Genomic DNA, 12,993 nt, shown 5'->3' with positions numbered 1-12,993 from the left:
CCGGCGGCTCGATCGGACGGCGGATGACCGACACGCTCATCGTCGGCGGCGGCACGGCGGGCTGCGTGCTCGCCGCGCGGCTGAGCGAGCACCCGGACCACACCGTGCGGCTGCTCGAGGCGGGCCCGGTGTGGCGCGCACCCGCCGAGTTTCCGGCACGATTGCGCGACGCCACGCGGCTGCCGCTCGAGGCGGACGCCCCGTGGCTGTGGCGCTATCCGGTTTCGCTGGCTGCGGCGGACGGCGCCGAGCAGACCGGAAATATCGTGCGCGGCAGGGCGATCGGCGGTTCGAGCACCGTGAACGGCAGCTATTTCGTGCGTGCCGCGCCCGCGGATTTCGCGGCGTGGAGCCAGGTATTGAATGGTGCGCATACGTGGTCCTTCGATGCGGTACTGCCCGCGTATCGCCGCTCGGAACACGATCTGGATTTCGGTGACCGACGCTGGCACGGTCGCGCCGGCCCGATTCCGGTGCGGCGCACCACCGATCCGGTACCACTGAGCGAGGAATTCGCCAACGCCTGTGCGATCGCGGGATTTCCGCTGCTTTCCGATTTGAACGCGCCCGCCGCCGCCGACGGCGTGGGTCGGGTGCCCTGCAATATCGCCGGCGGGGTGCGCACCAGTACCGCGCTCGCTTATCTGTTGCCCGCGCTGAATCGGCCGAATCTCACCGTGCACGGTGATACTTCGGCGCTTCGCATTGTTTTTCGCGGTCCCCGTGCGGTCGGCGTCGAAGTGCTGCGCGCCGGTCGGACCGAAACGGTGTGGGCCGATCGGATCGTGCTCTGCGCGGGTGCGATCGAAACCGCGGCGCTGCTACTGCGTTCGGGTGTCGGCGATCCCGAACAGCTGCGGGCGGCGGGAATTCCGGTGGTGCAGCCTGCGCCGGTCGGAGCCTGGTGCACCGACCATCCCGAAATCGGTCTCGAATATCGCGGGCCCGCACCGGCGCGGGCGGCCGTCGCCTTGGAGTACGCGCTGGCACTGGACGACCTCGAATTCCGGCCTTATACGGTCGCTTTCACGCCGGGTACGTATCGGCTCGGGCTGGCGCTGATGCGACCGGAGTCCGCCGGCTCGGTGCGTCTGCGTGCCGCCGACCCGACGACCCCGCCGGATATCCGGCTCGGTCATCTGCGCGCCGAGCGCGATCGGGCCCGGCTGCGCACGGCGGTCGGCATCGCGATGGACCTGCTGCATCGCATGGCGGCGCAACCGCGGACGGACCCGATGCCACGGCCGCCCGCACAGGCCGATGGCTGGTTGCGCGCGAACCTGGCGACCTCGCAACATCTGTCGGGCACCTGCCGCATGGGCCTGCCGCACGACGAGCGAGCGGTCGTGGACGAGCGCTGCCGGGTGTACGGCGTCACCGGCCTTTCGATCGTCGACCTGTCTGTCGTCCCCGTGCCGCTGAGTCGCGGGCCGCAGGCGACGGTGGTGATGATCGCCGAACACGCCGCGGCTCATCTCACCACCTGAGACGAGATCCGGGCCGCGACGTAGCGAACTGGTCGACCGTCCCGGTGTTTAAAGGAAAACGCCCCCATTTATTGGGGCAAGCGTTTAATGTTCGCCATGCCTGCCCGCTGGGGCATCGGCCAGCTGTTGTTTTGCCGCTCGAGGAGGCTCTGGTGCTACATACGGAGTGGGGCTGCGGCATGCCCGGTGAGCTGTATCCGTCGGGGGTACAGCTCACCACAACCGGTCCGGCCCAGCGCCGTTCGGCGCGGTTGCCGTTCCCGACTCCGTCACCCGGCCCGATCCGCACCGGCTTGTGTCCCGAACCGCCGGAAATGTCGGTCGCCCCCAGTAGGCTGAACCAAGCAGCGGCCGAACCGGATCGACGGTTCCTCGGCGCCGAAGGCGGGCAGCTGCGTCAGGCTTCGCCGGTGCCGGACTCAGGGAAGGTTCGGCACCGGCGGGGATTCCGGCCGCGATGGCCGTCACAGCGCTTCGTCGCACTCGCCACAGTTCCGCCCGTCCGGGCCACGCTCGTCTGCCGCGCACACCCGCGCGCGACGCGCAGCCCGCGCGGATCGTGGTGTTCCTTTCACGTTTCGGCGCGATCGCGCCCGCACCACCCCGCGGGAGCGCGCCGAGGCACCTGACCCCCGAAAACCCTGACCCGACCAGGAAGCTAGGAAACCGGATGAACAACCCCTTCGACAACGACGACGCCCAGTTCTACGTCTTGATCAATGCCGACGGCGAGCACTCGTTATGGCCCATTTTCGCGGCCGTACCGGGCGGCTGGACGATCGCCTACGGGGCGGCGGCCCGCAAAGCGTGCCTGCATTACGTCGAAACCCATTGGACCGATATGCGTCCCAAGTCACTCATCGAAGCCGGGTCGAACGAAACCTCCTGAGGTAGCGCCGAACCCGAAAAACCACCCATATAGGCGGGGTGCGTCGGCTCCCATCCCCCCCTGCCGGTCGACGCACCTCGCCCCCTGCTCGTACTCTGCTGCGCCCCAGTGCATCATGTACGTATGACGAATCAACGGATCAACCCCACGCTGCCGGAGACGTTGATCGCAGCCGCCCGTCGCTGGGAGTCCGGCCGCCCGACACCCGCGCAGACACAACAGATCAGCGGTTGGCTCAACGGTGTCATGCGCCGCGCCCGCCCGCAGGATGCAACGAATTCATAACGGCCCGGGGCGGTTCGTCAGGCCCTGGTTCGGGATGCCTCGAGCACCGACCGGGCGTGCTGGCGCCAGCCCGTGACCGCGCGCCCGCGAAAGCCGGACAGTGCGGTGTCGAACTGCTTGGCGCGCTTGGTGACAGTCAATCCGATATAGGTGTTGTTCCCGGTGATCGCTTGTGTCGCAATGGAACACGCTTCGTCGATCTCACCCGCGGTCAGCAACGCGGTGGCGTGCTCGAAGCGAACGAGCGCGGGCTCCATTGTTTCTCGCGGGTCGTACAGGGTGAGGGCGCGGGCCGCGGCTTTCGCGGTTTCGCCGGCGCGGCCGAGTCGCGCGTTGCCGATCGCCTGATAGAACGCGAGTTTCTCCGGTCGATAGGAAAAGATCCCGACCGTAAGTTCTTGCTGGTCAATATCTTCCAATGCGCGGGCGGATTTCTCGATGCACCGCGCGAACTGGTCGGCATTTCCGAGGCTGGCGTGCGCGCGGGCCGCCATTCCCCACAGCCAGGCCACCGCGGGCCCGTGTGCCGGATTATCGTCGAGCCGCCCGCCGAGCAGGTTCAGGACCTCCTTCGGTTTGTCGCTGTAGGTCGGCAGATACGCGAGACCGGCCAGCGCGATATCCTCCGAGTAACGGTCGCCGATGTCCTGCGCGGCATGGATCGCCGTGCCGTACCACATCCGGGCTTGTCCGAAATGTCCTTCGTTGAACAAGATTTCGCCCACCACGTTGGCGAGCCGTCCCGCCGTGCGGACCAGCCGGACCTGATGATGGGTCGCCTGCCGCTGGGCGAGCGCGCCACGGACCGTGCGGAACTGCTCCAGCGTGGGGTGCAGCAGTTCGTGCGGCGGTAGATGCACCACCCGTTTGCCGAGTTCGTCGACCGAGTGCTCGAGCAAGCCGAGCCGGCGCTCGCTCATCGACCCCGCATCCAGGGTGGCCAGCATCTTCTCCGGCTCGCTCGCGATCAACTCGGCGGCCCGGCCGGTCAGGCCCGCCCCGATGCAGGCCAATAACTCTCGCCTTCTCACGTCGTCATCCTCGACTTCCTTGTCGAGCCCGATGTCCCTACCGAGCTGGGTGTGCGGATCGGGCGCCGGGTCGGAGTCCGCGAGGTCGAAGCCGGAGCCCCGACCTGCCGTGACAGTCCGCTCGAAGCGCGCGACGACGGCCGGATCGGCATCGGACACAACCTTGTCCAGCAGACGCTGGCTGGCGGCATGCATCCGATTCGTCCGGCCGTTTTCCCACAGGACAACGGTGCGCGGGGTGACGCCCACCAGACGCGCGAATTCGTACCGGCTTCGCCGCATCGCGGCGCGAAGCGCACGGACATCCTCGCCCGTCCAGTCGATCTCAACCATAGGTCCCGCTTCCTCGCACCAGGCTGATACAAACGGAAACTACCCGCAATTACCGCATTCGGGACTGTTATCCACCGAATCGCAACGTGCACGCTGAATCACGCACCCGGCGCCGGGGTTCTGCCCAAACCCTCACGAGGGCGCCGGCATTCCGGAATCCAGCGCGCGGTCCCGGCACGGCCTGATCCATCCGTGTCGAGCGCGATTCCGGTTGGCGCCTTCGGTGCCGGGTGCACCGACATTGCGTGGAGGTGAACAATGCCGCATTTCCCCCGGTATCTCGGGGAATTGTGGTGCGCGCAAAGCGGTTCCGGCAATCGCCGAGCCGCGAGAAACAAAACTGGACAGTCTCCGTCGGGACTGCCCAGTTTCGGGGGACTCGCGCGAGGGTGACTCAGACCGCCGCGGCGAGACTTTCGAATTCTTTGTCGGTCAGTGTGATCCGCGCCGCCTCGGTGTTCTCCTCGGCGTGCGCGACGCTGGACGTCCCCGGAATCGGCAGCAGCACCGGCGAGCGGCGCAGCAGCCAGGCCAGCGCCAACTGCGCGGGCGTAGCGCCGTGCTCCTCGGCGATGGCATCGAGCGGACCGCCGGGTGCGGCCAACTTTCCGGTGGCGATCGGGTACCAGGGGATGAACGCGATGTTCTCGCGTTCGGCGTAGTCCAGCACGTCTTCGTCGGTGCGGTTTGCCAGGTTGTAGAGGTTCTGCACCGACACGATGGTGGCGATCTCGCGCGCCTGCGCCAGCTGTGCGACGCTCACCTGGGACAGGCCGATGTGGCGAATCTTGCCCTCCTGCTGGAGCAGCGCCAGCTCGCCCAACTGGTCGGCCAGCGGCACCTGCGGATCGATCCGATGCAGCTGGTAGAGATCGATCCGGTCCAGCCCGAGGTGGCGCAGGCTGAGTTCGGTTTGCTGGCGCAGATACTCGGGCCGGCCGACCGCCCGCCAATCGCCGGGACCGCTGCGGGTGAACCCGCCCTTGGTGGCGATCACGAGGTCGTCGGGGTATGGGTGCAGGGCCTTCCGAATGAGCTGCTCGCTGACGAACGGGCCGTAGGAGTCGGCGGTGTCGATGAAGTTCACGCCGAGTTCGACGACCCGGCGCAGCACCCGCACTGCCTCGTCGGGATCGGCGGGATCACCCCAGACACCCGGACCGGTCAGTTGCATGGCGCCGAAACCGAGCCGATGGACGGGCAGATCGGCGCCGATCGCGAAGGTCCCGGACGCGGCGGCGGGCCGGGCGTTGAGGTCGATGCTCATATGATGCGGTTCCTTCCGAAGGGGAATTACGCGAAAAAGCGGACGAGCCTTACTGCGGACCAGACGTGACGACGTCACTATCGCGACCAACGTCTCGGCCCCGCCGACGATTCCCGTGGCCGCTCAGGCCAGCTTGTTCAGCAGCTCCGCGGCGACCGGTGCGGACGACGCCGGATTCTGGCCGGTGATCAGGTTGCGGTCCACCACCACCTTCGGCGCCCACGGCTCGCCCTCTTGGAAATCCGCGCCGAGTTCGACGAGCCGGTCCTGGAGCAGCCACTTGGCCTTGTCGGCCAGGCCGCCCTGCCGTTCCTCGGCGTTGGTGAAACCGGTGAGGGTGTAGCCGGCGAAGGCGTTGGTTCCGTCGGCATTCGTGGCGGCGAGCAGGGCGGCCGGACCGTGGCAGACCACCGCGAGCGGTTTGCCGGATCGCAGTGCGGCGGTGAGGAGTTCGCCGGATTCGCGGTTCACCGCGAGGTCTTCCATCGGCCCGTGCCCGCCCGGGTAGTAGACCGCGTCGTAGTCGGCGAGGTCGACCTGGGCGAGATCGGTGGGTCGCTGCAATTCGACGGCGTTCGCGAGTGTTTCGGCCCGTTTGTCGGCGATGTCCTGACCGCCGTTGTACTCGGCGGCCAGGCTGCCCTTGTCCACCGGTGGCACGAGACCGCCGGGGGTGGCGACCACGATCTCGTGGCCGGCCGCCTTAACCGCCTCGTAGGGCACCGCGAACTCCTCGGCCCAGAAGCCGGTGGGATGCAGCGTGCCGTCGGCCAGGGTCCAGTGGTCGGCACCGGTCAGTACGAACAGTATTTTCGCCATGTCTTCGACCCTAGGTACGGGTACGGAAGGTAGCCAATGGGATCGCCGATATCAGGCATCGGCATTTCGATGGCTGCGGCGCTCGGCGAAGACCGTGCGCGCCACCGCGATTGCGTTCAGTGCGGCCGGGAACCCGGCGTAACCCACCATCTGGATCAGGACCTCGACCACCTCCTGCTCGCTGCCGCCGACGTTGAGCAGGCCGTGGACGTGCACCCCTAGTTGGGGTGCGACGCCGAGCGCGGTGCACATCGCCACGGTCACCATTTCGCGGGTCTTCAGGTCGAGCCCGGGCCGGGCGTAGATATCGCCGAAGGAGAACTCGACGAGCAGCCGGGCGAAGTCCGGGGCGATGTCCTGCAATGCGGCGACGACCTGTTCGCCCGCCTGGCCGTCGATCTCGGACAGCGCGGCGGTGCCCCGCTCGAACCTCGCACCGGTGGGTGCCGGTGCGGGGGTCGGCTCGTCGGGCAGATCGGTGCGGGCGGCGAAGACCTCTTCGGCGGCGGTGAGACCGTTCAGCGCGGCCGGGAACCCCGCGTAGACGCTGGCGTGGATCAGCACCTCGACGATCTCGGTGCGGGTGCAGCCGACGTTGAGCGCACCGTTGATATGCCACCGCAGTTGCGGCGCGGCGTGCCCGAGCGCGGCCAGTGCGCCGACCGTGGTCAACTCGCGTTCGCGCAGGGTCAGTCCGGGACGGGACAGGATATCGCCGTAGCCGAACTCCACGGTGAGCCGGCCCAGGTCGGGGGCGATATCGCCCAGGCTCTCCAGTACCGCGGGACCGTCGGGCCCGCCGATCTCTTTGAGCAGCGCCAAGCCGCGCTCGAAACGGTCGTTGTCCCCGGTGGGCTGTTGGATCGTGGTCATGGGAGGACTGTAAAAGTTGGAGTGCGCTCCAACGCAAGTCCTGGCGAGGCTTCTCATCCTCGATGGGGACCGGTCCTCAGGGGCGATCTCCGGGTTCGTCCCGGATGTGCGTGCACCGGTCGCTTACCTACCGTTGCGGGTATGCGCTTCGCCCCGCTAGCCGCCGTTGTCGTCGCTGGCGGACTACTTGTCGGATGCTCGTCGGAATCGTCGCCGATCCCGGCAGAGCCACTGTCGGACAACAGGATTCGTGCCGTCCAGGAGAATATCGACACCATCGTCGCGGCGGGTGGCGTCGGCGCGATCGCGACCGTCACCGGCGACGGTAAGACCGCGGTGCTCACCAGTGGCGAGTCCGACACCGCGACGCACGCGAAGATGCCCGCCGAGCCGCTGCAGCGCACCCGGATCGGCAGTATCACGAAAACCTTCACCGCCGCGGTGATTCTGCAACTCGTCGCCGAGGACAAGGTCCGGCTGGACGAGCCGATCGACACCTACCTGCCGGGCCTGCTGACCGGACCGGGCATCGATGGGCGGGCGATCACGGTACGCCAGGTCTTGCGGCACCAGAGCGGGCTGCCCGAGCTCACCAGGGATCCCCGAATCGACGAGTACCGGGCGGCGCTGGCGAACCGCACCATGACCGCGGCCGAGGAGCTCGCGATCGCGCTCACCATGCCCGCCGATTTCGCGCCCGGCGCCCGTTACGAGTACAGCAACACCAACTACATCGTCGCCGGGATGCTCATCGAAAAAATCACGGGCGCACCGTATGTCGCGGAGCTGCAGCGGCGGATCCTGGCTCCGCTGGAGCTGTCGGACACCTACCTGCCCGGCCCCGGCGAGCGGGATATCCGCGGTCCGCATCCGAACGGCTACGCCGAGATCGACGGCGTGGTGACCGAAGTGTCGCGCATCGAACCGTCGGTGCCGTGGTCGGCCGGCGCGATGGTGTCCACCGGCGCCGACCTGAACCGCTTCTTCACTGCGCTGCTGGCCGGAAAGGTGGTGCCCGCCACCGAACTGCAACAGATGCGGGCCGGTGTGCCGATAGGCGACGAGGCCGTCGACATGTCCTACGGACTCGGGCTCGGGTCGACCCGATTGCCTTGCGGTGCGGAATATGTCGGACACACCGGTGGTATCTACGGCTTCCTGACGCTGTCCGGCGCGACCCCGGACGGCCGGGCCGTGACCTACACCTTCAACAAGGCGCCGAAGTCCGACCCTGATTTCATCGACCTGCTCAGCGACGCGCTCTGCCCATGATTCCTGCCTGATCGAGGGGTCTCCGTCGTCCGGGTGGTGCGCCGCCCGGACGACGGTGTCACGCTCAGATCAGGTTCTTGTGCTTGTGGATTCGGCGCCGCACGTCGGCCATGAGGGCGTGCGTGCCGCCGTGCCGGACGAAGCGCGGGATGAATCTGTTGACGAAGGCGACGAAGACGAACAGGTGCTCGAACCGGCGTTGATCGGCGGCGGTCCACTCGACGCCGAGCTGTTCCCGGAAAACCGGGGCGAGAAAGCCGATGGTCAAGAACTTCAACAGGTTCCGGAACGGGAGCCGCAGATACCAGTGGATCATGCGCAGCTCGAGCAGGTCGTCCAGGTAGCTCCGGACGAATTCGTCGATCGCGACCCGACCGCAGGCTTCGTTCCAGTACCGATCGAAATCCGCTCGGGTGGCGGGCCACATCTCCTCGGTCACCTGCAACGTGGTGCCGAGGGTCGACGACGTGGCGTAGAACGCCTCCGCCTGCTCGTCGTTCATGCGGCCCTGCAGCAGCTGATAGGTGTCCTCGAAACCGATGTAAAGGCATGCGGCGACCCATAATTGGAGATCACGGTCGAACGCGTTGTACTTCACCGCGGCGCCGGGGGCCGAATGTACCTGCCGATGCGCGACATTCACCGCCTCACGATACGCGCGCCGCTCCGCCTCCGTGCCGAGGATCGCCACGGCGAGGTATTGCGTGGTGGTCCTGGCCCGCTTCCACGGATGCCGCATCAGCGCCCCGGATTCGACCTTGCTCTCGGCGACGCCGTACCCTACGCCCGGCCGTGCCATCTGCATCGCCACATTGGCCGCTGCCCCGGCGAAGGACCAGAAGTCCAGCGCATCGGTCAGCGTGATCGGGCGTTTGCGGACCGGTCGATGCGCGGAGCCGATCGGAATTCTGGTGCGCTCTTTGGGCAGCGGGGCGACATCGTGCTGATCCGGGGAGTGGGCGGCGGCGGTCATAGGGAGTCCTTCCCAAGGCTGGATCGACTCGGCGTCCCGATAACAATCTGTGAACTACAGATAACTTAAGTTGCGCGCGGATCATCGTCAACGTACCCGATGTGCGTGCAATTATCCGTTTCGGAACCGGCTGCCAATCTTCGTCAAACCCTTCCATTGAGTCCGGAATCGTGCGTAACATAGCCGCCCATACCGGACCGCACGGCGGCCGGCCACATCCAACGGCGGATCTCTGCGGGCGCACGTGTGGGGCCGGTGACGTTCGGTCGGCACGCGAAAGGACACGCATGCTCGAGAAGCTGGATCGGCTGTTCAGCTACGAGATGAAGGTCTCGGAGTTCCTCGGGACCCTGATCATTCTCGCCGTTCCCTACGGGCTGATCGGCGTCGTCTGGACGCTCACGCACACCAGCCACCTACGGAATATGCACGGCATCGACGTGGTCGTCTCGTTCCTGGGTTCGATCGTGTGCTGGCCCGTGCTCACCTTCTCGAATGTGTGCATGACCTGATGATGATCCTGGTTCGGCTGATCGACGTACTGGTGCTGACCGTGCAGATCCTCGGCGGACGCCGGCGGGTGAATCCGGTGCTGCGCTTCGGGCTCTGGCTCGCCGTGCTCAGCTCCGTCGCGGCGGGCATCGCGGTGCTCGGCCTTCTTCTCGTCCTGCTCGAGCGGCAGCTGAGCGGTACCGCATGAGGCCGGAAAGGCAATTCCTGTGACCATCACCGAACGACCACCCGACCGGACTGATCTGGAAAAGGCCATCGACGACCTGCGTGGCCTGTGGCAGCGCCACCCGCAGCGGTCGCTGGAAACCCTGGGCAGACAGGTGCGGCTCGGCCGTGACGCCGTCGTCGAGATGGTCCGTGCGCTGGCGGCCCGGCGCTTTCCGTTCCAGGAATTCGTGAAGCAGTGCGCGTTCATGGCCAACGTGTCCGCGGCGCCGACGGTCTTCGTCGCTGTTCCGGTGGCCGTCGTGGTCTCGATCCAATTGGGCGCGTTGGTGAGTCAGGTCGGGGCGACCACGTTCATCGGTGCGGTCAGCGGTCTCGGCATCATCCGGCAGGGCGCGCCGCTGGTCACCTCGCTGATGATCGCCGGTGCGGTCGGCTCGGCCATCTGCGCGGATCTCGGCTCGCGCACCATCCGGGAGGAGATCGACGCGATGCGGGTGATGGGCGTCGATCCGATCCGCAGGCTGGTCGCCCCGCGACTCGCGGCCGCGGTGCTGGTCAGCATGCTGCTGTGCGGGTTCGTCGTGTTCGTCGGCTTCGCCACCGGCTATCTGTTCAACGTCTATGCCCAGGGCGGCACGTCGGGCTCGTTCATCAGCACGTTCGCCTCCTTCGCCGTCGCGAACGATCTGATCGTCGCGCTGGTGAAGGCCGCCATCTTCGGGGCGCTCACCGCGATCATCGCCTGCGATATCGGGCTGCACACCAAGGGCGGACCCGGCGGGGTCGCGAACTCGGTGAACGCGGCCGTGGTCAATTCGGCGCTGATGCTGTTCGCCACCAACATCATCATCACCCAGGTGTACAACACGCTGTTCCCGGCGAAGGTGCTCTGAGATGGGTTCGCGGTACACCCCGCCCGCACTGCGACCGCTGCGGCTGATCGGCGCGGCCGCGCAGGGGCCAGTGCGGGCCAATCAGCGGGCCGGGCATCAGGCCATCACGTTCGTCGCGGCGATCGCGGCGATTCCGTTCGCGCTGAAGCACTATCGCAAAGAGGTGCTACGGCTCACCGCCGACGTGGGGTGGGGCAACGGTTCGCTCATCGTCGGCGGCGGCACGGTCGGCGTGGTCGTCATCCTGTGCGGCTTCGGCGGCATCACGGTCGGGATGGAGTCCTACACTGCGCTGAATCTGCTCACGATGAACCCGCTCACCGGCGCCATCTCCGGCTTCGCCACCACCCGCGAAATCGGGCCGATCCTGGCGACGCTGGCCTTCGCTATCCAGGCGGGCTGTCGCTTCACCGCGCAATTGGGCGCGATGCGCATCTCCGAGGAAATCGACGCGCTGGAATCCATTGCGATCCGCCCACTTCCGTATCTGGTGAGCACGCGGATGATCGCGGCGACCCTGACCATCGTCCCGCTGTACAGCGTCGGCCTCGCGGTCGCGTATCTGATGACGAAGCTGTCGGTGCTGTTTCTCGGCGGCACCTCGGCGGGTACCTACGACCACTACTTCTTCCAGTTCCTCAACGGCGCCGACGTGTTCTTCTCGGTGCTCAAAGTGATGGTGTTCGTGCTGATCTCGACGTTCCTGCAGTGCTACTACGGCTATGTCGCCACCGGCGGCCCGGAAGGCGTCGGACATGCGGCGGGCCGGGCCATCAAGATGGTCATCGTCGTCATGGTGTTCGCGAATCTGTTTCTGACACTGGCGATCTGGGGTATCGACCCTGGATTCCGGATCTCGGGATAGGGGCGGCGATGCTCATCGACCCCAGTGGACGCGGTCCGAGCGCGCGGCAGCTCTCGCTCGCCGGCCTCGCGCTGACCGCCATCGTGTTGGTGCTGCTGTACCTGCTGGGGCTGCGCTACACCGGCCGGTTCGAGGACAAGGTCGGCGTCGTCGCGTTGCTCACCAGCACCGGGGACGGCCTGCCCGCGCACGCCGACGTGAAGTTCCGCGGCATGATCGTCGGTTCGGTCGCCGAGGTGCAGGTCGTCGCGAAGGGGGAGCGCCAGCGCGCCGAACTCGACTTGAAACCCACTGTCGCCGGGATGATTCCGGCGCAGGTCACCGCGCGAGTGATTCCCGCCAACATCTTCGGCGTGACGGCGATCGAGCTGGTGGACAACGGCCGCGGCACCGCGACCCTGCGGGCGGGGGCGGAGATCCCGGAGGACACCAGCGAGGGCACGGTCCAGTTGCAGACCACGCTCAGCGTGCTGCGCGACGTGCTCGACCACATCCAGCCGGAGAAGCTGGGCCGAGTACTCGCCACGCTCGCCGACGCGCTCGATCCGGCCGCGCGGGTGCCCGGCTCGACCATCGAGCGGTTGGACCGCTGGCTCACCGAGGTGCACGCCGTTCCCGGCGTCGGCAACTTGCTCGGCGACCTCGGCCGGGCGGCCACCGCGCTGAGCGTTTCCGCGCCGGACCTGGTGGGCGTGCTGTCGGATTCGGTGACCACCGCCCGCACGCTCACCGAGCGGCGCGAGCAGCTCGTCGCCTTGCTGACCAACGCGGGCAGCGCGGTCGATTCGGTGAATTCGCTGTTCGCGCGCAATCCCGACGCGGGCAAGGAGGTGGTCTCCGGGGTCGGTGAACTGTTCGGCAGCCTGGCCCAGGATCCGTCGGCGTTGCCGGAGACGGCGGCCAATTTCAACGTCTCGCTGCAGAAGCTGCGTTCGGTCTTCTCGTTCGGACCGAGTCGTCAGATGGTGTGGAAGATGGACGTGTCGTTCACGCCGTTTCAGCAGTACACCGCGGCGGATTGTCCTAGATACGGCAGCATGTCCGGGCCACGCTGCGGTGGCGCCTCTATTCCGGAAGTCGCACCCCCGCAGGAGTTTCCGGCACAGCAGCAGCCGGGCTGGTTGGACGCGGCCGGACCGAAGCCGGTGCTGCCCGCCCTCCCCGCGATTCCCGGGCTGCCCATGATTCCCGGTCTCACCGCGCCGGCCGCGGCCGAAGACGGCGCGCCGGAGACCGTCGACCCCGGGGGGTTACGGGGCACGGAAGCGGTGGCGGCGATCGTCGGCGGTAAGCCGAACGCCGCGCAGTACCTGCTGCTGACCCCG

The 12,993-nt window shown here is 67.2% G+C and carries 14 protein-coding genes; 9 read left to right on the top strand and 5 right to left on the bottom strand.

Annotated elements, in window-relative coordinates; translation table 11 throughout:
* Positions 1-23 precede the first annotated feature (23 nt).
* From mftG to NBRGI_RS48340, 3 genes are all read left to right on the top strand, one after another.
* A complete protein-coding gene (mftG, locus tag NBRGI_RS35865; protein WP_029901612.1) occupies positions 24-1,487 on the top strand; it encodes a mycofactocin dehydrogenase MftG in 1,464 nt (487 codons plus the stop codon).
* A 670-nt stretch (positions 1,488-2,157) separates the two neighbouring features.
* Positions 2,158-2,376 carry an MbtH family protein gene (locus NBRGI_RS35860; protein WP_014988415.1) on the top strand — a complete coding sequence of 73 codons (219 nt, stop codon included), beginning with the start codon at positions 2,158-2,160 and terminating at the stop codon, positions 2,374-2,376.
* 123 nt (positions 2,377-2,499) lie between these two features.
* Positions 2,500-2,661 (top strand): hypothetical protein, encoded by a 162-nt coding sequence (locus NBRGI_RS48340; protein WP_158439988.1) that lies wholly within the window; start codon positions 2,500-2,502, stop codon positions 2,659-2,661.
* Positions 2,662-2,678: 17 nt separating this feature from the next.
* Here NBRGI_RS48340 and NBRGI_RS35855 read toward each other — a convergent pair whose 3' ends face one another.
* The 4 genes from NBRGI_RS35855 to NBRGI_RS35840 form a co-directional block, all read right to left on the bottom strand.
* Complete coding sequence (locus NBRGI_RS35855) at positions 2,679-4,025, bottom strand: helix-turn-helix domain-containing protein (RefSeq protein WP_029901611.1); 1,347 nt, start codon at positions 4,023-4,025, stop codon at positions 2,679-2,681.
* A 394-nt stretch (positions 4,026-4,419) separates the two neighbouring features.
* On the bottom strand, positions 4,420-5,292 hold the full coding sequence (locus tag NBRGI_RS35850; RefSeq protein WP_029901610.1) for an aldo/keto reductase: 873 nt from the start codon (positions 5,290-5,292) through the stop codon (positions 4,420-4,422).
* Positions 5,293-5,415: 123 nt separating this feature from the next.
* Positions 5,416-6,111, bottom strand: coding sequence for a type 1 glutamine amidotransferase domain-containing protein (locus tag NBRGI_RS35845; protein ID WP_029901609.1), 696 nt, complete (start codon positions 6,109-6,111; stop codon positions 5,416-5,418).
* A gap of 51 nt (positions 6,112-6,162) precedes the next feature.
* A complete protein-coding gene (locus NBRGI_RS35840; protein ID WP_029901608.1) occupies positions 6,163-6,984 on the bottom strand; it encodes a carboxymuconolactone decarboxylase family protein in 822 nt (273 codons plus the stop codon).
* 141 nt (positions 6,985-7,125) lie between these two features.
* Between NBRGI_RS35840 and NBRGI_RS35835 the strand changes: the two genes are divergently transcribed.
* Entirely contained in the window at positions 7,126-8,256 is a 1,131-nt protein-coding gene (locus NBRGI_RS35835) for a serine hydrolase domain-containing protein (RefSeq protein WP_029901607.1), read from the top strand.
* Between the two features lie 64 nt (positions 8,257-8,320).
* Here NBRGI_RS35835 and NBRGI_RS35830 read toward each other — a convergent pair whose 3' ends face one another.
* The gene (locus NBRGI_RS35830) at positions 8,321-9,229 is read right to left on the bottom strand and encodes an oxygenase MpaB family protein (protein WP_029901606.1); all 909 of its coding nucleotides are present in this window, start codon (positions 9,227-9,229) and stop codon (positions 8,321-8,323) included.
* A 287-nt stretch (positions 9,230-9,516) separates the two neighbouring features.
* On the opposite strand from NBRGI_RS35830, the gene NBRGI_RS35825 reads away from it, so the two are divergent.
* From NBRGI_RS35825 to NBRGI_RS35805, 5 genes are all read left to right on the top strand, one after another.
* Positions 9,517-9,741 (top strand): hypothetical protein, encoded by a 225-nt coding sequence (locus NBRGI_RS35825; protein WP_029901605.1) that lies wholly within the window; start codon positions 9,517-9,519, stop codon positions 9,739-9,741.
* Positions 9,741-9,929 (top strand): hypothetical protein, encoded by a 189-nt coding sequence (locus NBRGI_RS35820; protein ID WP_029901604.1) that lies wholly within the window; start codon positions 9,741-9,743, stop codon positions 9,927-9,929. Before NBRGI_RS35825 ends, NBRGI_RS35820 begins: the two co-directional genes overlap by 1 nt.
* 19 nt (positions 9,930-9,948) lie before the next feature.
* On the top strand, positions 9,949-10,803 hold the full coding sequence (locus NBRGI_RS35815; RefSeq protein WP_029901603.1) for an MlaE family ABC transporter permease: 855 nt from the start codon (positions 9,949-9,951) through the stop codon (positions 10,801-10,803).
* A gap of 1 nt (position 10,804) precedes the next feature.
* A complete protein-coding gene (locus tag NBRGI_RS35810; protein WP_014988405.1) occupies positions 10,805-11,668 on the top strand; it encodes an ABC transporter permease in 864 nt (287 codons plus the stop codon).
* Between the two features lie 8 nt (positions 11,669-11,676).
* Positions 11,677-12,993: MlaD family protein (locus tag NBRGI_RS35805; protein ID WP_029901602.1), on the top strand; the 1,317-nt coding region annotated here is incomplete at its 3' end.

The organism is Nocardia brasiliensis IFM 10847 (assembly GCF_000710915.1).
In the GTDB taxonomy this organism is placed as follows: Bacteria; Actinomycetota; Actinomycetes; order Mycobacteriales; family Mycobacteriaceae; genus Nocardia; species Nocardia brasiliensis_A.
Note: the sequence above shows the minus strand (reverse complement) of the source record. Positions and strands in the feature narration are given on the sequence as shown.